The sequence below is a fragment of the Fodinicola feengrottensis genome, assembly GCF_010993775.1.
Classification (GTDB): Bacteria; Actinomycetota; Actinomycetes; order Mycobacteriales; family HKI-0501; genus Fodinicola; species Fodinicola feengrottensis.
This window is the reverse complement of record NZ_WOTO01000048.1, coordinates 40,104-61,768: the sequence shown is the minus strand read 5'-3', so window position 1 is coordinate 61,768 and position 21,665 is coordinate 40,104. Positions and strand designations below refer to the sequence as shown.

Sequence of the window (21,665 nt, the reverse complement as noted above, 5' to 3'; positions counted from 1 at the left end):
GGGCAGTTGGATCACAGTGGTCGACCAAGTCTTCCCACCGTCGTGGGTAATCACCAGACCAGACTCCTTTCCATTGCTGGCGGCGGTGTAACCGTACGCATAGCCGGTCTTGCCGTCATAGCTGTCGATCAGTTGGCCACAGCCGCCCGCCCCCGGACCGCCCCGCTCGATCAGGCCCGGAACCGCAGCGGAATCCCAGGTGACGCCACGGTCGTGGCTGACCTGCAACACGAAGGCGCCGTTCGCACCGACGCACTCCAGCCACACTGGACTCGTCCGCGGCCTCGGTGACACCCATACATCGGGTGGCGACCTGCGGCTGGTGAACGAGTGGGTGCAGGGCACCTCCGGCGGCGGGATCAGAGCCGAACACCTTGCCGCCCGATGTCTGCGCCGACCAACCGGGCGCAAGCTTCTCGATCGGCCGGCCGGTGGTTCCCGGGAGCCCGCTGGGACGCCAGGTTTGCCCACCATCCTGGCTGATCAGCTGGCCCAACTGACCGACGTTGGCCTCCCACGTCTTCCCGCCATCGACGCTGACCTGCTTGCCGTCTTGACTCACTTTCGCAGTTCCGGAGGGTGGACCGCTCGCCGACACTACGAGCGAGTCACTCTGGTCGACATACAACACGGGCACGTTTCGGGTCGGCATCGACGGCGGCGGCAGCTGCCATGCCTGCCAGGTCGCACCGGTGTCCTGGGTACGAGCCACCGCGTATTTGCCGTTGGCGGTTTTGATCAGCGCGTACGAACGTTTCCCGTCCACCGGCTGCGAATCCAGCAGCTGCGACTTCCCTGACAGTGACACTGGCGGGCCGTGCAACGGGCCAGTGATCGCTTTCGGCCCGGCCGGGGGGGGCGGTCGGATGCGGCGCGATGACCTGGGTGGCTACCAACACGGCAACGCCGATGGCGGCAACCGAAGCCGTACCTATCGCGGCTTTGCGACCAAAACGCCGGCGATTGCCGCGCCGATGGATCTGGCTCAGATCCGGATCCACCAACAGTTCGTGAATGCGCTCGCGGGTCTGCGCATAATCCGTCGAGTCAATCATTATTCTTTCCCCTACCTTCGAAAGGTCAGCTGCTCGGTCACCAAGAATCTCCGCCAATGCGGCCCGCCCACGGGCCAGCCGAGATTTGACAGTGCCAACCGACACCCGCATACATTCCGCGATTTCGGCCACCGGCAGATCAGCGATGTAATGCAGGGCGATGGTCTCGGCCTGATTCCGCGGCAGTTTGCCGATAGCCTCCATCACCACCACCCGGTCCGGGGATGTCTCGACCATCACCGGATGTGGATCCGCGGATTTGCGCAGCAGCAAGGCATACCGCTTGGCTCGTCGCCATTTGCTGACCGCTATGTTGCGGCCACCGCCCGCAACCATGCCTCCGGACTCGCCACCGCCAGCAACCGCTCACGATATGTGACGGCTGCCACAAAGGCGTCCGCCACGATGTCCTGGGCCTCGACGAAATCACCGGTCACCGCGTACATGCTGACTACCAGCCGCCGATAGGTGGCGCGAAAAATCTCGTCCAACTCGGCGTCCACCGACCGCCGGTCCTTCTTCACGCGCGCCTCCATCCACTGCCTCCGCCACCACCGTCACACAGATGTCGCACGCCGGCCCGGTGAGGTTCCCGGTGACGCCAGTACGCTCGAAGGATGACCGAAGGGGGCGGGCCGAAACGGCGCCATGCGCGCTGGCTGGACGCGGCCGGCATTGCCGATCCGCGACTGCGGGCATCGTACGAGCGGTGCCGGCGGCTGCACGCGGACTTCGGGCGTACGTACTATCTGGCGACTTTGCTGCTGCCGCCGGCCAAGCGGCCATACGTCCACAGTCTTTACGGTTTCGCCAGATATGCCGACGAAATTGTCGACAACGGTGACCCCGCGACAAGAGAAGACGAGCTCATTACCTGGAGTGAGCGGGTGCTCTCCGATCTCGACGCCGGCGACACCACCGACCCGATCTGCCAGGCGCTGCTGCATACCGTCCGGACCTGGGACATTCCGGTCGGGCACCTCAAGGCCTTCCTCGCGTCGATGCGAATGGACCTCACGGTCACCCAATACCCGACGTACGCGGACCTGCAGGCCTATATGTACGGCTCAGCCGCGGTGATCGGACTGCAGATGACCCCGATCCTGGAGCCGCTGACTGAGGAGGCCTATCCGCGTGCGCACGCGCTCGGTGAGGCTTTCCAGTTGACCAACTTTCTCCGCGATATCGCCGAAGACCTGGACCGCGGTCGGCTCTACTTGCCGCTGGAGGACCTGGAGAAGTGTGGTTTGTCGCGCTCGGACCTGGAAAAAAAAAAACGGGTGGTCACCGACCCGATCCGGGAGCTGCTGGCGAACGAGATTGCCCGCACCCGGGAAATCTACGCGTACGCGGCCGGTGGCGTGCCGATGCTGGCGCCCTCCAGCCGCGAGTGCATCGGCACCGCTTTGGTGCTCTACCGCGGAATTCTCGACGAAATCGAGAAGGCCGACTACCAGATCTTCGACCGCCGAGTCTCCGTCAGCCTGTCCCGCCGGCTGGCCACCGCCGCCGGTGCGTACGCCCGCTCACTCAGCGGCCGGTCTGGCCGTCGATGAGCTCACGGAGGAGGTCTGCGTGGCTTACGTCCGCCAGGTGACCAATGCGTCGAGCGCCTCGACCCGGGAGCCACGAACCAGCAGCGGATTGATTTCCAGTGACTCCAGCCGATCGCCGAGGCCGACCGCCAGTTGGCCCACCCGCGCAACGACATCCGCGACCACGTCCAGGTCGGCCGTCTCGCTGCCACGGGCGCCGCGGAGCAGGTCGATGCCGCGAAGTTCGGTCAGTGCCCGCAAAGCCTGCGCCTTGTCCACCGGCAGCAGCCGCAGCGCCGAGTCTCGCAGCACCTCAACCCAGATCCCGCCGAGCGCGACCGCCATGGTCAGGCCCCAGGACGGGTCGCGTACGACGCCCACGAGCAACTCCACCCCGCCACTGCGTTGCGGTTGGACGAGCACGCCGTCGGCTTTGGTTTTGTCCATCACGTCAACGAAAGCCGAGCGCACTTCGGCCTCGTTGGCCAACCCGAGCCGGACGCCACCAATGTCACTCTTGTGGCCGAGGCCGGCGGCAGCCGCTTTGAGCACCACTGGATAGCCGTACGCGTCGGCCGCCGCCGCCGCGGTGTCCACATCGGACGCGAAGGTGGACGGAACAACCGGAATGCCGTTCGCGGTCAACAAGGCGGCGGCTTCCCGCTCCGCCCACAGGCCGGACCGTTTCCCCTTCGACCAGCGCTTCCGGGCCGGTCTCGGGCTCCGGCGAAACGTGCGATTCGGACCAGCGTACGGCCGCGCCGAGAGCTGTCAGGCCGTGCTCGATGCCGCCGGCGACATAGGGAAATCCACTGGCGGCGGCGATTTCGCGGCCGAATTCGGTGATATCGGTGAGCGCGTTGCTGACCACCACCACCGGCTTGCCGGCGGCTTGGATCCGTTTCGCGGTCTGCCCGAACGCCTCCACGAAAATCGACGGGTCCGGCGGCCGAACCCGTGGCAACTCGGTCAGCAACACGATGATGTCAATACCCGGGTCATCGGCGACGATTTCCATCGCGCGACCCAAAAGTGTCCGGTCGACGACGACGTAACCGGTCACGTCGAGCGGATTCGCGACCGTACCGAACTTCGGCATGATCTCGGTCAACCGGCGGACGGTTTCCGGTGCGTACGCAGGGATCTGGAGTCCTTCGTCGTCGGCCCGGTCGGCGATGAATTTCCGAGCCGCCGCCAGACGGTGTGACCACGCCGAGCCGGCGGCCCGGCAATGAGCCAACACTCGCCAACAGCCCCGCGGTGATGATGAGGTCCTCCAGCGACCGCACCCGGACCACACCCAGTTGCCGGAAGGCCGCGCTGACCACGTCGTCGTCCCCGACCAGCGCACCGGTGTGTGCCCGCGCGGTCTGCGAAGCCAGCTGACTGGAGCCGATCTTCATTGCCACGATGGGCTTTCCGGCCGCCCAAGCCTTGCGGGCCACCGCCGCGAACTCAGCCGGATGGCGTACGGATTCCAGGAAAAGCGCGATCACCTTGGTCGCCGGGTCGTCGACCAAATAGTCGACGACATCGGTCACCGACACCATCGCCTCGTTGCCCATCGCGGTCAGCAGGCTGAGGCCAAGGTTCCTGGCTTGCGCAAAGGAAAGCACCGCGCTCGCGAGCGCGCCGCTCTGCAGCACACCACGCCCACCGGACCACTCAACAGGGGCGCCGGGATCGGCAGCCCGTACGGCGTGATGCCGGCGGCCGCGTTGATGAAGCCATTGCCGTTCGGGCCGAGGATCGTCAGACCTTCTCGCTCCGCCAGCGCGGTCAGCGATTCCTGCAGCCTTTCACCTTCCGGCCCGGTCTCACCGAAACCAGCGGTGAGCACGACGTAATTCCTGATGCCCAGCCGGGCGCCCTCTTCCAGGATCGCGAGGACTGCCGCGGTCGGCACCATCACGTACGCGAGATCGACCGGCGCGCCAATCGCCGACAGGCTGGCAAAAGCCGGCACGCCGTGGACGATTTCCGAACGTGGGTTGACAAGATAGACCGGCCCACCGAAGGAGTGTTCGATGAGGTTGTTGTACGTGTTCAGCGACCACCCCGATTTGTCGGTGGCGCCGACCAGCGCGATGGACCGGGGATTAAAGAGCGGACCGACCGCGCTCATGCCACCGGCGCAAAACAGGGAAGCTCGGGTGAGTCGGCGTCGTCGAGCCGGGTGATTCAGCTGGACCCGATCTCCAATAGAGACTGTTCCACCGACAATGCGGGTGAGCATTCTGGCCCCCTCATCCAAATCCACCAATGCCACCGTGAACGGCGCCTGCGCGGCGAACTCTCCGAAACCGCGATGCGCCACCGTGTACGAGTAAACCGTGCCGAGGCCTTTCGCGACAGTCCATACAAGGCGGTCGCTGTGGCAGTGCGTACAAAGGGCACGCGGGTAGAAGACCGCCTGATCGCAGGCTTCGCAGCGCTGGATGCGCAGCTCGCCGGCCGCGATGCCGTCCCAGAACTCCTTGCTTTCGGCGTCTACGGTGATCTCCATCGGCTCAGCCCCTTCCCAGCACGACGGTCGAAGTGGACGACAGCACCCCGCCGGTGCCATGGACCAGCGCGAGCTCGGCGTCCTTTACCTGACGTTCGCCGGTGAAGTCGCCGCGCAGCTGCCGGGTGGCCTCGATCAGCAGGAAAATCCCGTACATGCCCGGATGCGTGTACGACAACCCGCCGCCGTTGGTGTTCATCGGGAATTCGCCACCAGGCCGCGTTCGGACCGCGCGAGCGAAATCGCCGGCCTCCCCCGGTTTACAGAATCCCAACGATTCCAACGTCAAAAGCACCGTGATGGTAAAGGAATCGTAGATCTCCACCACGTCGAAGTCGGCGTGCGTGACGCCAGCCATCCGCAGCGCCGCCGGCCCGGATTTCGCCGCACCCGTCACGGTCAGGTCGGGCATTTGCGCGATGCCCTGGTGCGTCGTGGTTTCGCCGTGTCCAAGCACCACCACCGGCCGGGGCAACATCTGGCCAGCGGTCCTGCGCGGCCACCACCACAGCGCCACCTCCGTCGGTGACCAGGCAGCAGTCGAGCTTGTGCAACGGCTCGCAAATCAAGTCCGACGCGAGCACGTCTTCGACGGTGATCGGATCGCGGTAGTACGCCTTGGGGTTGAGACCGGCCCAGGCGCGGGCACTGACCGCCACCTCGGCGAGTTGCTCGCTGGTCACGCCGTACTCGTACATATAGCGGTTCGCCGCCAGCGCGTACGCACCAACGGGTGTGGGCAGCCCAAAAGGCCGCTCGTACTGCTCCAGGAGCGAGGCCGCGCGCGGCAGGTTGCGGGAGCGGTCCGTCCTTTGGGTGCTGCCGTACGTGATCAGGGCGACGTCGATCAGGCCAGCCTCGATCGCCGCGGTCGCATGTCCGAGGTGGGCTTCGAAAGACGAGCCACCAATGTTCGTACCGTCCAGATATTTCGGCTGCAGGCCGAGATATTCGGCCAGCGCCAGTGGCGGGGACCAGGATCCCGCGCCGGCCACGAAAAGGCCTTCCACGTCACCGAACCCGAGGCCGGCCTCCGCGAGCGCGGCGGCGCTCGCCTGAGCCTGCTGGGAAAACACCGTCAAGTGCGGTGTTTTTTTCCCAGCTCCGACTCGGCGACCCCGACAATGCCGGCCCGCCGCCGGCTCATTCCCCGATCCGCCCAGCTGCGCGTGGCCCTTGATGAGGTTGCGGGCGATTGTCCGGCGCTGGATCTCGTCGGTGCCCTCGAAAATCCGGAGCAACCGAAGTTCGCGATACCAACGCTCGATCGGCAACTCCTTGGTGTAGCCCATGCCGCCGTGGATCTGCAGCACCCGGTCCACCACCTGGTTGGCCATTAGGCCACCCTGCAGCTTGGAAATGGAGGACGCCTGCCGAGAATCCAGGCCGGCCTGCACCCGCCAGGCCGCGTAGAGAGTGAGCCATTTCGCCGACTCGATCTCCACCGCCGAGTCCGCGATCTGCCACTGGATCGCCTGGTAATCGGCGATGAAGTTGCCCATCGACTTGCGGATTTTGGCGTAGTCGATGGCCATTTGCAGCATCCGCTCGGCGGATCCGATGGCCCGCGCCGGAATCATGTAGCGACCCTGGCCGATCCATTTCATCGCCAGTTCGAAACCGCGGCCGACCTCGCCGAGAATGTTCTCCTCCGGCACCCGTACGTCTTCGAAGACCAGCGCGGCCGGACCCCACTCGCCCATCGTCGGAATCGGTTCGGATTTCCAGCCCATGTCCCGGTCGACCAGGAAACACGTCACTCCGCCGGCCGCCCCCAACTCCGGGTTGTTGACCGCGAAAACCATCGTGAAATCGGCCTCGTTGCCGTTGGTGATGAAGGTCTTCTCGCCGTTGATGATCCAGTCGCTGCCGTCTTTGACCGCACGCGTACGAATCGCGCGGGCATCCGAACCGGCGCCGGGCTCGGTGATCGCGAAACACGACCGCCGTTCGCCCTCGATGGTCGGGATCAGATAACGCTGTTTCTGCTCTTCGGTGCCGGCATAGAGAATGTTGTCCGCATAGCCGCCAAAACCGAACGGCACGAACGTCCGGCCGGTCTCCATCGCGATGATCACCGACATCACCGGACCGAGGTCCATGCCGCCGTACGCCTCGGGCGTGTTGACGCCCCAGAAACCGGACTTGCGAGCCTTGAGCTGCAACTCCCGGACCGCCCCCGGCTCCAGGCCGGGGCGGCCGGCGCGCGCTCGTTGCGCAGCACCTCCGGCTCCAGCGGCATGACCTCCTTCGTGATGAAGGAGCGGACCGTGTCGCGGATCTGACGCTCGGTGTCGCTGAGGGAGAAGTCGACCATCGCCGGATGTCCTCTCTTGCGGGCACGTACCCGATTTCTAGAACGGCCCTCTAGTAATGAAGTCGAGCGTGCCCCCCGTGCGATAAGCTGTCAAGTCCGCTCGTACGCCCCGGCGGGGTGGGAACTGTCACCAGGCCGGGGCGAGACAGATCCTAGAATGACGCTCTAGAATAAGCCGATGGTGCGCAAGCCGACCGGGAAGCCCGGCTCGAACGCCTGGCAGTGGAGCCGGACCGCGGAAACCCGCCGTGGCCTGCTGGAGGCTGCTCGGGCGGTCTTCGTCGAGCGCGGTTTCGCCGAGGCCAGCGTGGCCGACGTGGTGGAGCGGGCGAGTTCCAGCGTCGGCAGCCTCTATCACCATTTCGGCGGCAAGACCGAGCTTTTCCTGGCGCTGTGGGAAGATCACCACGCGACGCAGGAACAGAAGGCCATCACCGCGGTCGCGAAAGCGCGTACGGACGGCGAGGAGGACCCGCTCGTCCTGTTCATCGCCGGCGCGCGGGCCTTCCTGGAGGGCGCGTGGCAGCATCGCGACCTCGCCCGCCTTTTCATGGACGGCGACGGCCCGCCCGGCTTCGCGCTGATCCGGCGAGCCAGCAACCGGGAGTGGATTCGACAGAACGCGGTGTTGTTGGAAGCCGGCACCGACCCGGTCGAGCGGATGACTGTCTCCATCCTGACCAGCATCATCGGCGAGGCCAGCCGAGAGGTCGCGACCTGCGCGAGCAAGCGCGAGGCGAACCGTATTACCGAGGCGACCGTACGGCTGATCCGCCGACTGGATCCGTTGCGGGACACCGATGGCTGACCGCGCCCGCGGGTGAACTAATAGGTCTTGTAGTAAATGAGCTCTCTCCGGACTCACCAGCGGCCGCGCCTTCGCCGGGTAGGAAGAGGGTGACCACCACCGCTCGCTGACCGTTGGGCGCTTTCAGCGCGGTGAGAGTCGGGTTGGCGAACGCCGTACTGCCGCCGTCGGTGTGGATGGACGTACGGTCGGCGTTGCCGGTTTGGTAGTCGTAGAGGAAAGTCCGCCAGGACCCGAAGTCCCCCTTGGTGTATTGACCTTCAATGAGCCCGAAACTGTAGCCGCCAAAGGGGGCCTGGTCTCGGTCGCCAATGTTTCCGCCCACTCCCCAGTAAAGCAGTGCGTTGTCAAAATTTGGTTGGGCAGCGGTGTTCCAGGAACTGAAGTTGGTCAGCTTGCCGCGCTGCTGGCGGTCGCGATCGCAGTTCCACCAGTAGTGCCCGCCGATGTCGATCGTGGAGTGGTCGATGTCCGGGGAGAGCGTGATCGAGTAGATGTTCGGGGTTCCCTCCGCGCAGGACGACAACCGCCGGGGCGCATCGTACGAGCGGGAGACCTTGCCGGCGAACAGGTCGGCTTTGTTGGCGAAGTACCGAAAAGCCAGATGGTTGTTGCCACCACCGGGGTTTTCCTGTTCCCAGGCCATCACGAAACCGCCGTTGGATGCCTGCGCGATGGTCGGCTGCGAGGCCGGGCCGGTGTTGCTGCCAGCCAACTCTCGCACCCAGTGCCAGGTGAGCAGGTCGGTCGAGGTGGCCAGATTCACCCGGAAGTGGTTGTCGCCGCTATAAAGGAAATGCGACACGGCAAGGTAGGCGCCGGTGTTGTCCTGAATAATCTTTACCGTGTCCATCGTGTGGCCGGCGTCGTCGTGGACGGCGTAGCGGCGGCCGGTCGCCTGGGTGACGTTTTCGACGATCCCCCGCAGCTGGGCCCTGGTCGGATCGGACGGCGCGCCAGCCGCTTGGGCCGGCAGCGGCGACATGATCAGTAAAGCGACGAACGCGGCGGCAAGTTTCGCGAACATAAGATCCTCCTCCGGGACGCCAGGGACCGTATCACCCGATTTCGGTTTCGGTAAGAGGCCAGAATCGGCATTTGTACGTCCGTTGTATGTGCCTTGGGCATGCTGTACGAAGGTCTGCCCCCGACTCGGAGGTATCGCGATGCGCCGTCGAAACCTGCTCGCGGCCGCCCTTGCTGGCGCCGCCAGCTCAGCACTGATCCCGGCGGCGGCCCATGCGGACTACACGACCGTCGTCGATCCGGCCACCACGTGGGGCACCTGGGAGGGCTGGGGCACTTCGCTGTGCTGGTGGGGCAAGGCGTACGGGAACCGCGACGACGTGGCGGACATCGCGTTCACCCGCAATACCGTCCCGTACAACGGCTTGCAGCTGCCAGGGCTCGGCTTGAATATCGTCCGCTACAACGCCGGCGGCGGGACGACAAAAAACCATCAACGGCGACAGCATGGTCGTGTCGCCGAACATCCAGCCCAGCCGGCAAATGGACGGCTACTGGCTGGACTGGTTCAGCTCGGATCCGAGTTCGGCGAGCTGGGACTGGTACGCCGACTCAGCTCAGCGCAACCTGATGTGGAAGGCCCGCGATCGCGGCGCGAACATTTTCGAACTCTTCTCCAACTCGCCGATGTGGTGGATGTGCACCAACCACAATCCGTCCGGAAACGCCGACGGAACCAAGGACAACCTGCAGTCCTGGAATTACCAGCAACACGCGGTGTATTTGGCCACGATCGCGAAATACACCCATGACCACTGGGGCTTGAACTTCCATTCGGTTGACGCCTTCAACGAGCCGTCGTCGGCCTGGTGGACCGCTGCCGGCACCCAGGAAGGGTGCCATTTCGATGTTTCCACTCAGAAAGCCGTCATCAACTACCTACGCTCCGAGCTGAACGCTCGCGGCCTCGGGGACGTGCTGGTGGCCGCCTCCGACGAAACCAGCTACGACCTCGCCCGCAGCACCTGGGCGGGCCTGGACGCCACCACCAAATCCCAGGTCAGCAAGGTCAACGTGCACGGCTATCAGTACGGCGGCGGCCGTCGCGACCTGCTTTACAACGCCGTACACGCGGACGGCAAGGTCCTGTGGAACTCCGAATATGGTGAGGGTGACGCCAGCGGCCTTTCGTTGACGAGCAACCTCAACCTCGATTTCCGCTGGCTGCACCCCCCACCGCCTGGGTTTTTACTGGCAGGCTTTCGACGGTGGCGGTTGGGGACTCATCCAGGCCGACGAGGGCGCCGGCACCACTGGCGCGGTCAACCCGAAATACTATGTGCTCGCCCAGTTCTGCCGGCATATCCGGCCCGGCATGCGGATCATCGACGGCGGCGAAGCGAACACGGTCGCCGCGTACGACTCGACCGCCCACCGGCTGGTGATCGTCACGACAAACTACGGCACCGCCCAGTGGATCAACTACGACCTGTCCAAGTTCGGCTCCGTGCAAGGAGACAACGGCGCCGTCCGCCGGTGGGCCACCGACACCAGCGGGACCGGTGACAAAAATACACCTTCCATGCCGACACGAACCTGAGCGGCAAACGCTTTTGGTCGGACTTCTCCGCCAACACCGTGCAGACGTTCGAAATCGACAACGTCACCCTTTAAGGACCCGGGCCCGGCCGTTGTCAATAACGATGGTGCCGTCGTCTTTGCTCGTACGAAAAAGGGCGCTGTCGCCGTCCTGCCAGATCGAGACTGTCAGGGACTCGCCGGGAAAGACCGGTTTGGTGAACCGAGCCGACATGCCGCCAAAACGTGCCGCATCCGAGCCACAGAGCGCGTGCAGCAGGGCGCGGCCGGTGATGCCGTACGTGCAGAGGCCGTGCAGGATCGGCCGGTCAAACCGTGCCCTGGCCGCGAAAGTCGGGTCGGAGTGCAGCGGGTTGCGATCGCCGGACAGCCGGTAGATCAGCGCCTGCTCCGGCCGGGTGGCGTAGGTGATCTCGTGGTCCGGGCCGCGATCGGGCAGCGCCCAGTCGTCTTTCGGCCCGCGGTCGCCACCAAAACCACCTTCGCCGCGAATGAACACGGACGTACGCGTGGTGATCACCGGTTCGCCGCTGGCCGGATCGACCGCTTTCGCTTCGCTGACCACCAGACCAGCCGAGCCTTTGTCGTACATGCCGGTGATTTTCGACGTCGTACGCACCGTCCCGGCCGCCGGCAGCGGGCGGTGCAGATCAAAAGCCTGCTCGGCGTGCACCAGCATCGCCGGGTCGAAGTCCCCGATCCGGCCGCTGCCAGCCGACTGCGCGAGCAGCACCGCATACGTCGGGAAGACAGCCTGCTCGACGCCGGCCGAGTTTTCGGTGGTGAAAGCCAACTCCTGGGCGGGGTCCGCCAGGCCGGCGCCGATCCCCAGCGCGTAGAGAAGCGAGTCCTTCGAGGTCCAGGACCGCTCGACCGGCTCGGACTCGACACCAACTATGTCCAGATTGAGCGCCACGATCAGACCTCTTCCCCGGGAATGAGCCCGTTCTGCATCGCGTTGGGCTGGGCTTTTTGGCCACCAGGTCGGGAATAATCGCGCCAAGCTCGTCCGGCTCCCAGCGAGCCCCCTTGTCCACCGGTGGCCCGGCATGCCAGCCTTCGGCAACGCTGATCATGCCGGCTCTCACATTGAAGACCCGTCCAGTGATCCCCCGGGCCTGCGCGCTGGCCAGCCACACCACCCACCAAGGGGCGACATTGTCAGGGTCGGTCGGATCGAACTCGCCAGCGGCCGGCTGCGGTTTGTTCCAGCGCACCAGATTCTCGGTCATGCGGGTCAGTGCGGCCGGCGCGATGGCGTTCACCGTCACGCCATAACGCTCCAGCTCACGTGCCGCGATCACCGTCAGCGAGGCGATCCCGGCCTTCGCGGCGCCGTAGTTTCCCTGTCCTGGATTGCCATAAATGCCGGACGAGGAGGTGGTGTTAATGACGCTGGCCTCGACCGCGTCGCCGGCTTTCGAGCGTTCGCGCCAATAAGCGGCGGCGTGCCGGAGCGGGGCAAACGTGCCGCGCAAGTACGCGGATCACTGAATCCCATTCGTCGATGCTCATGTTGAAAAGCATCCGGTCCCGCAGGATGCCGGCGTTGTTCACCAACACATGCAGGTCACCGAAATGATCGATGGCGGCCTGGACCAGCCGCCCAGCGCCGTCGAAGTCCGCCACGTCCTCACCATTGGCGATCGCCTCGCCGCCGGCCGCCCGGATCTGCTCGACCACCGCACCGGCCGGCCCGTCCGCAGAGCCGCTGCCATCCACCTGGGCGCCGAGGTCATTCACCACCACTTTGGCGCCGTGCCGGGCGAACTCCAACGCGTGCCCGCGGCCAATGCCGCGGCCCGCTCCGGTGATGACAACGACCCGGTCCTCGACCAGCCCGCTCACCGGCCGCTCCCGGCCGCATCAGCGGGCACCCCCTGCCGATCGCGGCCACCGACTCCACAAAGAAGTAAATGCTGCGGAAGAACCGCACGACATCGCCTTTTTCCAGGAGCAGCCGCCTATACATCACGATGCGGCCGGTGTCCTCGCCGGCGAGCAGAGCCTGCCACACGTCCAGGCCGCCGGCCAGCACATACGTGGCGTCCGGCGCGGTCGAGGAGATCTCGGCGGACTTACACACCCCTGCGTCCCACTGCAGCAACAAATACGCCGGTTTGCCGTCCAGGTCTCGTACGCCCAAAGCCCACGAGTCCGAGCATTTCCCTCGCGCTTCGTCTATCCAGTCCCAATATGTCTCGAGCTTGCTGGCCCGCAGCTGCGCGCTCGGGCCGCGGTCCACCGCCTGCCGGACCTGTTCGGCCCATTCCGGGCTGAAAATCCGCACCGCCATGGTCAGCCTCCCGCCAGTTCCGGCTCGATCTTCTCCACCATCTCCTCCAGATCGGGCGAGAGTTTGATGCCCACGTCGGAAAGCTTCATCTTCAGCTGACGGATCATCAACCGGCGTACCTCATCCGGGGTCCAGCCCAGCGCCTCCAGGCCGAGGGCGCGGCTGGCGGCGCCGCGCCGTCATCGCGAGGATGGTCCGCAGGGTTTCGTGGATCTCCAACAACATCTTCGGGTCCTGCGCGACCGCGTCACGCAGGAACCGCATGCCACCCTGGACATGCCGCGCCTCGTCCCGGCAGGTCGCGGTGAATCCTGTGTAGTACGCGGGAAGAAACCCGCGATTGCGGCAGTAGCTGAGGGTCACCTTCATGACCGTCAGCGCCAACACGCCTTCGATCCAGAGAAAGTAGTTCGTCCCGTACCGTACCCGCGCCGCCTGGTCATCAGGGTTGCGGCGCAGTTCGTCGGCCTGGTACGCGAGCAATCCGAACGGACCGACGAAAGTTTCGGCCACATGCTCGAACGAGTTGTCCAGCACCTCCTGGACCGAGTCGCCGGGCAGCCCGACCACCTCGCGATAGAACCGGTCGAAGAAGATCGTGTGCCGGGCCTCGTCCTCGATCTGGCTGGACATGAAGATCTTGGACTCTTCACTGCCGGACAACATGAAAACCGGCAGCTCGACCTCCACCTGGCGCTCGCCGTGGTGGAAGCCGGACGAGATCGCGACGAAGGACTCGCGCTCCGCCTCAGTCATGTTGTCGGTCCAGTCTTTCTTGTCCTGACTGAAGTCCAGCTCGTACACGTCCCAGCGCTGGCGCAGGTAGCGCTTGTAAAGGTCCAGATAGTCGGGCAGTTTTTTCAGGTCGCGGTGCACGTAGTCGATCACGTCGTCGATGTCGACGTGGCGCATCTGGGCGAGGTCGCCGTCCTCCACACCTGCGGCCCCCTCGGAAACCTCGGTCATACCGGCCCCTCCTCACCCCTTGCCGGGGCGCGGTCGAAATTAGAATCTCGCTCTAATACTGATCGCAGCATCCACCGGCAGGCAAGGGCGTGTCAACGCCCTCAGCGACTCGGGCTCGCCGACGGCGTGGGTCCGGCGGCGGTCAGCTGCAGGCCCGCCCCACTGAGGTTGGTGAGGGTCAGCCGGCCGGCCTCGATCTTGTACGTGACATCGCCGCGCAGCACCGCGAGAACATTCCGCTCCAGCGACATAAGGTCATCGGCGCAGGCCATCTTCGTGGTGATCGGCCCGGCGCCGAAGTGAATGGCCGGACCGGACACGGTGGCCGTGCCGCCGAGGCTGTTGCAACCGGTCGTACCGGTGACCCGGCCGTTCGCGAAGGTCAACTGCGCGCGCTTCGCACCTATCGCGCTGGACGCGGTGGTCCCGGAGATCACCGTGTCGACGGTCCACTGGGTGCCCGTCAGCTCGCGATCCGGGTCCACCTGGCGCCGGTCGGTCAGGTCGATCCGAGTGGTCGCGGTGGTGATCACCAGCGCGCTATCAGTCAGCTGCCACGTCGGGCGCTGGCCGAGCAGCTTGCTCAACCAGGCATCCTGCTCGTACGCGCCGGCCTGCTGGCAGCCCATCTCGGTGATGCCGCTGGTGGCCAGGTCAAGGTGTCCGTCGGTCAGGGTGACTGGGCCGCTGATGGTGTTGCAGCCGGCGTTGGCCAGCAGCCGGCCGTCGGGGGTGAACGTCAAGGTGATCTTGGTGCCGGCCACCAGCGTCCGCGCCTTGCCGTTCTCGGTGACGCCGGTGGACAGGAACGTACGACCGACCACGCTCTGCCCAGTGCCCACCGTCTTGCCTCCGCATCCGGCCAGCAGCGTGACCGCGACAACCCCGATGAGCAGCTTCGCACCCTTCATACCGATGAGACGCGGCACGGCGGCGCTCGGTTCCGCCCTTCCACGGCTGGCATCAGGAGCGTCGTACCGGCCACTTACCCTGGAGGGATGACGATGGTCGAGAACGAAGCCGGCATCAAGGGCGGCATCGAGCCGGCGCGGCTGGACGCGTGCCTCGCGGTGCTGGCCGAGGTGGGCGCCCTGCCCGTGGACCATCCGGACGCCGTCGCCGTGCGACTGGCCACCGCGAAGCTCTTCAAGACGGTGAAGGAACGCCGGCGGGCCGACAAACGGGCTGCGGTGGCATCCAACGACAAGGCCGTCGTCATCGCGGCCACCGCGACCGGCGCGCCCGGTCGCATCGACGACGAGACACGCGGCATCCCGCTGGCCACCAGCACGGTTGGTGCGACCGCCGGCACGCTGCTGCGGGCCCGCCCCTGCTATGTCTGCAAAGCGAAATACCAGCAGGTCGACGCGTTCTACCACCAGCTCTGCCCGGCCTGCGCGGCGCTCAACCGAGAGCGGCGCGACGCTCGTACGGACCTGACCGGTCGCCGCGCGCTACTGACCGGCGGGCGCGCGAAAAAAATCGGGATGTATATCGCGTTGCGGCTGCTCCGGGACGGCGCCCACACGACGATCACGACTCGTTTCCCGACCGACGCGGTCCGCCGCTTCACCGCCATGGCGGACAGCGCGCACTGGCTGCATCGGCTCAGGGTGGTGGGCATTGACCTGCGTAATCCCGCCGAAGTAGTGACGCTGGCCGACTCGGTGGCCGAGCAGGGGCCGCTGGACATCCTGATCAACAACGCCGCCCAGACGGTCCGCCGCAGCCCCGGGTCGTATGCGGCACTGTCCGCCGCCGAGAGCGCGCCGCTGCCGGCCGGCCCGTTGCCTGAAGTCTTCACGATCAACCCCGGCGGTCAGCAGGCGATCACCGGCGCGGTGCCGCTGCACCCGGCGGCCGCCGCGCAGGCCTTCACCAGCCTCGCGCTGACCGCGCGCGTCGCCGGTCGCGTCGCCGGACCGGATCGCGACCGGCACGGCCGTGGACGCCGGCGGGCTGGTGCCGGACACCGACGCGGTCAACAGCTGGACCCAGGCCGTCCACGAGGTCGACCCGATCGAGTTGCTGGAAGTCCAGCTGTGCAACCAGACCGCGCCGTTTATCCTGGTCAGCCGGTTGCGGCCGGCCATGGAAGCGTCCTTGTCGCGACGCAGATATGTCGTCAACGTGTCGGCGATGGAGGGCCAGTTCGGCCGCGGCTACAAAGGCCCTGGACACCCGCACACCAACATGGCCAAGGCCGCGCTGAACATGTTGACCCGGACGAGCGCGACCGAGATGTTCGCCTCGGGGATCCTGATGACCAGCGTCGACACCGGCTGGATCACCGACGAGCGGCCGCATCCGACCAAGATGCGGCTGGCCGACGAGGGTTTCCACGCACCGTTGGATCTGGTGGACGGCGCGGCGCGGGTGTACGACCCGATCGTGCGCGGCGAGGCCGGCGAGGACGTTTACGGCTGCTTCCTCAAGGACTACAAGCCAGCGGCTTGGTAGCTCTTGGGAGTGGTGCGCGGACGATGATCAAAGTAGCTCGTCCGCGCGGGTGCCGAATCCGTAGGTTCCTTTATCGCCGGGTGGTTCTGCCGACACCGAACCCGGAGGGGACCACTTTCATGTCCGTACGTCTGCTCGCGGCCGCCGCCCCCCCTCGGCTACTGACCGACTTTACGGCGGCTGAGCACTGCTCAGTCGCCGTAAAGCTAGCCAATGACCTTGTTGCCGTACGCGCGCATGGTTTCGGGGGGGTTGGTCGTGTCGTGCATGAGGTAGATGGCGAAGTTGTCGACACCGATCTCGGTCAGCTCAGCGAGCCGGTCGGCATGCGCGCGAAACTGGGCCAAGCAAACAGAAACGGTCCACGATGCTGTCCGGGACGAAGTCGGTGGACGGATTGCCGGCGCGGCCGTGATGGGCGTAGTCGTAGCCTTCGCGATCGCGGATGTAGTCGGTGAGAGCGTGCGGCACCGGCCCCGACTCGCCATAGCGGGCGACCAGGTCGGCGACGTGGTTTCCCACCATGCCACCAAACCACCGCAGTTGGTCCCGCTGGTGCGCCAGGTCGTCCCCGACGTACGCCGGTGCGGCAACACAAAAAGTGATGTCCGACGGGTCCCGGCCGGCAGCGGTGGCCGCTTCCCGTACGGCGCCGATGGTCCAGCGGGCGATGTCCGGATCGGCGGTCTGCAGGATGAAACCGTCGGCCTGCTCGCCGACCAACTTGAGCGCCTTCGGGCCATAGCCGGCCATCCAGATCTCCAGTTTCCGTCCCGCACCCACGGAATCCGGACCGGCACGCCATGGTGGTCGGTTTCTCGGCCCTCGGCCAAATCCTTGATGACCCGCATCGCGTCGGAAAGCGTCGCGAGATTTGCCGGCGGTTGACCGATAACCCGGCGAGCGGAGTCGCCGCGGCCGATGCCGCACACCGTACGGTTGCCATACATGTCGTTCAGGGTCGCGAAAAGGGACGCGATGACCGACCAGTCGCGAGTCGCCGGGTTGGTGACCATCGGCCCGACGATCAGGTGTGACGTGGACGCCAGGATCTGCGAGTAAATGACGAACGGTTCCTGCCAGAGCACGTGCGAGTCGAAAGTCCAGCCGTAGCCGAAGCCCAACGACTCGGCCTCGACCAGCCGGTCGATCACGGCCCGAGCCGGCGGGTCCGTCTGCAACACAATTCCGAAATCCACGCTGACGTCCTAGATGAGATATTGGGAGCGGTCCCGGCTGAGGAACTTTCCGTGACCCGCCTTGCCGTGGAATTCTCCGCCGTCGATCACGATCTCGCCACGGGGGAGAGCACCGTGCTGACCTGACCGGTGATCTCCATGCCCTCGTACGCGGAGTAGTCCACATTCATGTGATGCGTCGCCGCCGAGATCCGCTGCTTGGCGGTCGGGTCGTAAACGACGATGTCGGCGTCCGAGCCGGCCGCGATCACGCCTTTACGGGGGTAGAGCCCGAACATCCGGGCCGGCGTCGCAGAAGCCACCTCGACCCACCGGGACAGCGAAAGCTCGCCGCCGACCACACCCTGGTGCAGCAGGTCCATTCGGTGTTCGACGCCGGGTATGCCGTTCGGGATCTTGGAGAAATCGCCGCGGCCAAGCTCTTTCTGATCCTTGAAACAGAACGGGCAGTGGTCGGTTGAGACGACCGAGAGGTCGTTCGTCCGCAGGCCGCGCCACAGATCGCCCTGGTGGCTCTTCTCCCGCAACGGCGGCGAGGCCACATATTTCGCGCCCTCGAAGTCGGGCTTGGCCATGTCCTCAATGGACAGATACAAATACTGCGGGCACGTTTCGGCGTAGACGTTCTGGCCGGTGTCCCGCGCCGCGGCCACCGCGGCCAGCGCCTGCGATGCGGACAGATGCACGATGTAGAGCGGGGCGCCGGTGACCTTGGCGAGCTGAATCGCCCTCGAGGTCGCCTCGCCTTCCAACTCCGGCGGCCGGGTCAGCGAATGGTGGACGGGATCCGTACGCCCAGAAGCCAGCGCCTGAGCGACCAACTGGTCGATCGCGATGCCGTTTTCGGCGTGCATCATGACCATCGAGCCGGTCTCCCGGGCCCTTTGCATCGCCCGCAGGATCTCGCCGTCAGTGGAGTAGAAAACGCCTGGATACGCCATGAACATCTTGAACGTGTTCACACCGGCGCCGATGCAGGCCTCCATCTCCTTCAGACTCTCGTCGTTGACGTCCGAGACAATCATGTGGAAGCCGTAGTCGATCGCGCAGTTGCCGTCCGCCTTCGCATGCCACTTGTCCAATGTGGACAGCAGCGAGGTGCCCTTCACCTGGACCGCGAAGTCGATGATCGTGGTCGTGCCACCCCAGGCCGCCGCGGCCGTACCGGTGGCGAAGGTGTCCACCGAATGGGTGCCGCCGAAAGGCATTTCCATGTGGGTGTGCGCGTCGATGCCACCGGGCAACACGTATTTGCCGGTGGCGTCGATCGTCCGGTCAGCGGCGGTCGCCCAGGCCTGCGCGAGGGCGGAGCCTGGATCAGCCACCGCGGCGATCCGTTCCCCTTCGACCAGGACGTCCGCGGCCGCCGCGCCGGCCGGGCTGACCACCAGGCCGCCTCGAATGACGGTGCTCATGTTTGTCTTCCCTCGCCTTACGGTTGGACCAGGCTCTCGTACGAGTCGGGGCGGCGATCCCGGTAGAACGCCCACTGGTCGCGCACCTGCGCGAGCGTGGCCATGTCCAGATCGCGTACGACGACCTCGTCCTGCGTGTCGGAAGCGGCGCGCGACCAACTGCCCACGCGGGTCGACGAAATAGGACTGACCGTAGAAGTCGTTGTCCCCCAACGGTTCCACGCCGACCCGGTTGATCGCGCCGACGAAGTACTCGTTCGCCACGGCGGCCGCCGGCTGCTCCAGTTTCCACAGATACTGGGAAAGACCGCGACTGGTCGCGGACGGGTTGAACACGATCCGGGCGCCGGCCAGGCCCAGCGCGCGCCAGCCCTCCGGGAAATGCCGCTCGTAGCAGATGTAGACACCGATCCGGCCGACCGCGGTGTCGAAAATCGGATAACCGAGGTTGCCGGGCCGGAAGTAGAACTTCTCCCAGAATCCGTTCACCTGCGGAATGTGGTTCTTCCGGTGCATACCCAAATATTTGCCGTCGGCGTCGATCACCGCGGCGGTGTTGTAATACACACCCGGCTGCTCTTCTTCATACATCGGTACGACCAGGACGACGCCGTGCTGTTTGGCGACCTCCTGCATGAGCTTGGTGGTCGGACCGTCCGGGATGCGCTCGGTGTACGAGTAGTAGTCGGTGTCCTGCACCTGGCAGAAATACGGCCCGTAGAAAAGCTCCTGCAGGCACACCACCTGAGCGCCCTGCGAGGCGGCCGAGCCGATGGCGTCGACGGCCGTCTGGATCATCGACTCCTTGTCACCGGTCCACCGTGCCTGGACCAGCCCGGCTCGAATGATCTCCGACATCGATTCACTCCTCCTGCTCAGCTGGAAAGTCCGGTCTATATCTGCGGACCGTACCCGCCGAACAGCCGTCGTGGGTAGTGTTTCGACCCGCTGGCCGACGATCAGTCGTCGGCCGCCGCGGCGACCGGAAGTGGCCGCCGCTGGCCTTGTCGCGGCAGGGTGAGCAGCAGGTAGACCAGGAATGCGGCCACCAGCCCGACGGCCCAACTGTAGTCGTAGAGCGGCTTCAGGAACGGGATCAACCCGCCGGCCGGAAACGGTCCCTGGCCGGGCGCGGAATAGACCCCCGCCCACCGCGAGGACGGCACCGATCACGGTGGCGATGATCGCGTTCAGGTTCCAGCCATGGAAAAACCAGTAACGACTGTCCCGGCGATAGAGCTCCGGCAGCGACAACACCGTCTTGTCGCGAAGCCAGTAGCCAGCGACTAGCACACCGGCCACGGCCGCCAGCACACCGCCGTAAAGGCCCAGCCAACCGAAAATGTAGATATGTGGGTCGGCCAGCAGCTGCCACGGCTGGATCAGAATGCCAATGACTCCGGTGAGCAGACCGCCGGTCCGGAAATTGACCCATCTGGGCAGCGCGTTGGAGAAGTCGTACGACGGGCTCACCACGTTGGCGGCCACGTTCGCCGAAACGGTCGCAAGAACGGCGACCAGCAGACCCAGAATCACCAGCACCGGATTGCTGAAGTTGCTGGCCAGCTCCACCGGATCCCACAGCGCCTTGCCATAGATCACAACGCTGCCAGAGGTGACGATGATCGAGACGATCGAGATGAACGACATCGTGGTCGGCAGCCCGAGAAGCTGGCCGATCAGCTGCTTGCGTTGGCTGGCGCCGAAACGGGTGAAGTCCGGCATGTTCAGGGAAAGTGTCGCCCAGAAGGCGATCATGCCCATCAGCGCCGGTGGGAAAATCGTCCAGAATCCCAGGCCCCAGCCCAGTTTGGACGGTTGCGACAGGATCGGGCCGAATCCGCCGGCCCGAATCAACACCCACACCAGCAGCGCGGCGAAAGCGATCGTCACCAGCGGCGCGGCCCAGTTCTCAAACCGTCGAATCGCGTCGATACCCCGCCAGATGATAGCCATCTGGAACAACCAGAAAATCCCGAAGCTCAGCCAGACCGTCCAGGGTTTGCCACCCAGCGGAGCCGCGTTCACCCAGCCGCCACCGACGAGTTTACCGACGATGACGTAAACCGCCTCGCCACCGACCCACGTCTGGATGCCGAACCAGCCGCAGGCGATGAAGGCCCGCAACAGGGCAGCCAGGTTTGCCCCGCGTACGCCATAAAAGGCCCGCGCGAAGACCGGGAACGGAATGCCGTATTTGGTGCCGGCGTGACTGTTCAACAGCATCGGGACCAGCACGATCAGGTTTCCCAGCGTGATGGTCAGGAATGCCTGCACCCAGTCCATCCCGAGCGCGATCAGCCCGGACGCCAGCAGATAGCTGGGGATGTTGTGCGCCATTCCCATCCACAGGGCGGCATAGTTGTACGTCGTCCACGTACGTTTGCTCACCGGCACCGGCGCGAGCTCGGGATTGACATAGGGGCCCTGTTGCGGCGGCGTTTCGCCGAGATCAACGCGCCCGTCATCGTGTACGACCTGTGCTGGTATGTCGACACTGGTCATCGCGTTTCACCCCCACCCTTGCGCTGGCCGGCCGGGAA

Annotated in this window: 14 protein-coding genes and 9 pseudogenes; 4 read left to right on the top strand and 19 right to left on the bottom strand. The window is 65.4% G+C overall.

The features are described 5' to 3' along the window. Positions 1–115: 115 nt before the first annotated feature. The 3 genes and pseudogenes from GNX96_RS34930 to GNX96_RS34920 form a co-directional block, all read right to left on the bottom strand. A complete protein-coding gene (locus tag GNX96_RS34930; protein WP_279582258.1) occupies positions 116–766 on the bottom strand; it encodes a hypothetical protein in 651 nt (216 codons plus the stop codon). A 352-nt stretch (positions 767–1,118) separates the two neighbouring features. Then, positions 1,119–1,259: pseudogene (locus GNX96_RS65595) on the bottom strand (RNA polymerase sigma factor); the annotation flags it as partial. Positions 1,260–1,363: 104 nt separating this feature from the next. Continuing rightward, complete coding sequence (locus tag GNX96_RS34920) at positions 1,364–1,591, bottom strand: SigE family RNA polymerase sigma factor (RefSeq protein ID WP_163572147.1); 228 nt, start codon at positions 1,589–1,591, stop codon at positions 1,364–1,366. 81 nt (positions 1,592–1,672) lie between these two features. Between GNX96_RS34920 and GNX96_RS34915 the strand changes: the two genes are divergently transcribed. Beyond that, a complete protein-coding gene (locus GNX96_RS34915) occupies positions 1,673–2,611 on the top strand; it encodes a phytoene/squalene synthase family protein (protein WP_163572146.1) in 939 nt (312 codons plus the stop codon). 24 nt (positions 2,612–2,635) lie between these two features. On the opposite strand, the gene GNX96_RS57470 is transcribed toward GNX96_RS34915, so the two are convergent. The 6 genes and pseudogenes from GNX96_RS57470 to GNX96_RS34895 form a co-directional block, all read right to left on the bottom strand. Next, positions 2,636–3,235, bottom strand: a complete 600-nt coding sequence (locus GNX96_RS57470; protein ID WP_279582257.1) for an acetate--CoA ligase family protein — start codon at positions 3,233–3,235, stop codon at positions 2,636–2,638. 151 nt (positions 3,236–3,386) lie between these two features. After that, positions 3,387–3,707: pseudogene (locus GNX96_RS57465) on the bottom strand (acetate--CoA ligase family protein); the annotation flags it as partial. Then, entirely contained in the window at positions 3,589–4,206 is a 618-nt protein-coding gene (locus GNX96_RS57460; RefSeq protein WP_279582256.1) for a hypothetical protein, read from the bottom strand. The gene GNX96_RS57460 and the pseudogene GNX96_RS57465, both read right to left, overlap by 119 nt. Beyond that, the gene (locus GNX96_RS57455; protein WP_279582255.1) at positions 4,161–5,096 is read right to left on the bottom strand and encodes an OB-fold domain-containing protein; all 936 of its coding nucleotides are present in this window, start codon (positions 5,094–5,096) and stop codon (positions 4,161–4,163) included. Before GNX96_RS57455 ends, GNX96_RS57460 begins: the two co-directional genes overlap by 46 nt. Positions 5,097–5,100: 4 nt before the next feature. Next, entirely contained in the window at positions 5,101–5,508 is a 408-nt protein-coding gene (locus GNX96_RS57450; protein ID WP_279582254.1) for a thiolase C-terminal domain-containing protein, read from the bottom strand. An 829-nt stretch (positions 5,509–6,337) separates the two neighbouring features. Continuing rightward, positions 6,338–7,261: pseudogene (locus tag GNX96_RS34895) on the bottom strand (acyl-CoA dehydrogenase family protein); the annotation flags it as partial. Positions 7,262–7,591: 330 nt separating this feature from the next. On the opposite strand from GNX96_RS34895, the gene GNX96_RS34890 reads away from it, so the two are divergent. Next, positions 7,592–8,221 carry a TetR/AcrR family transcriptional regulator gene (locus GNX96_RS34890; protein ID WP_163572145.1) on the top strand — a complete coding sequence of 210 codons (630 nt, stop codon included), beginning with the start codon at positions 7,592–7,594 and terminating at the stop codon, positions 8,219–8,221. On the opposite strand, the gene GNX96_RS34885 is transcribed toward GNX96_RS34890, so the two are convergent. Continuing rightward, positions 8,160–9,248 (bottom strand): hypothetical protein, encoded by a 1,089-nt coding sequence (locus GNX96_RS34885; protein ID WP_279582253.1) that lies wholly within the window; start codon positions 9,246–9,248, stop codon positions 8,160–8,162. The two genes, GNX96_RS34890 and GNX96_RS34885, sit on opposite strands and share 62 nt — an antisense overlap. A gap of 446 nt (positions 9,249–9,694) precedes the next feature. Here GNX96_RS34885 and GNX96_RS57445 point away from each other — a divergent pair, with 446 nt between their 5' ends. Next, on the top strand, positions 9,695–10,753 hold the full coding sequence (locus GNX96_RS57445; protein WP_313885850.1) for a glycoside hydrolase: 1,059 nt from the start codon (positions 9,695–9,697) through the stop codon (positions 10,751–10,753). A gap of 97 nt (positions 10,754–10,850) precedes the next feature. Here the strand turns inward: GNX96_RS57445 and GNX96_RS34875 are convergent, their stop codons facing one another. From GNX96_RS34875 to GNX96_RS34855, 5 genes and pseudogenes are all read right to left on the bottom strand, one after another. Further along, positions 10,851–11,702 carry a MaoC family dehydratase gene (locus GNX96_RS34875; RefSeq protein WP_163572144.1) on the bottom strand — a complete coding sequence of 284 codons (852 nt, stop codon included), beginning with the start codon at positions 11,700–11,702 and terminating at the stop codon, positions 10,851–10,853. Positions 11,703–11,745: 43 nt separating this feature from the next. Next, positions 11,746–12,634, bottom strand: a pseudogene (locus GNX96_RS34870) (SDR family oxidoreductase); the annotation flags it as partial. Then, positions 12,522–13,082, bottom strand: a complete 561-nt coding sequence (locus GNX96_RS34865; protein WP_163572143.1) for a hypothetical protein — start codon at positions 13,080–13,082, stop codon at positions 12,522–12,524. The pseudogene GNX96_RS34870 and the gene GNX96_RS34865, both read right to left, overlap by 113 nt. Positions 13,083–13,202: 120 nt before the next feature. After that, complete coding sequence (locus GNX96_RS34860; RefSeq protein WP_279582252.1) at positions 13,203–14,048, bottom strand: ribonucleotide-diphosphate reductase subunit beta; 846 nt, start codon at positions 14,046–14,048, stop codon at positions 13,203–13,205. A 101-nt stretch (positions 14,049–14,149) separates the two neighbouring features. Further along, positions 14,150–14,977, bottom strand: coding sequence for an META domain-containing protein (locus GNX96_RS34855; protein WP_163572142.1), 828 nt, complete (start codon positions 14,975–14,977; stop codon positions 14,150–14,152). 75 nt (positions 14,978–15,052) lie between these two features. Here GNX96_RS34855 and GNX96_RS34850 point away from each other — a divergent pair. Beyond that, a pseudogene (locus tag GNX96_RS34850) lies at positions 15,053–16,508 on the top strand (SDR family NAD(P)-dependent oxidoreductase). 206 nt (positions 16,509–16,714) lie between these two features. On the opposite strand, the pseudogene GNX96_RS34845 reads toward GNX96_RS34850, so the two are convergent. The 4 pseudogenes from GNX96_RS34845 to GNX96_RS34830 form a co-directional block, all read right to left on the bottom strand. Continuing rightward, positions 16,715–17,707: pseudogene (locus tag GNX96_RS34845) on the bottom strand (TIGR03842 family LLM class F420-dependent oxidoreductase). Positions 17,708–17,716: 9 nt separating this feature from the next. After that, positions 17,717–19,122 (bottom strand): annotated as a pseudogene (hydA, locus tag GNX96_RS34840) (dihydropyrimidinase). 17 nt (positions 19,123–19,139) lie between these two features. Then, positions 19,140–19,971: pseudogene (locus tag GNX96_RS34835) on the bottom strand (nitrilase-related carbon-nitrogen hydrolase). A gap of 354 nt (positions 19,972–20,325) precedes the next feature. Further along, a pseudogene (locus GNX96_RS34830) lies at positions 20,326–21,627 on the bottom strand (NCS1 family nucleobase:cation symporter-1); the annotation flags it as partial. Positions 21,628–21,665 lie beyond the last annotated feature (38 nt).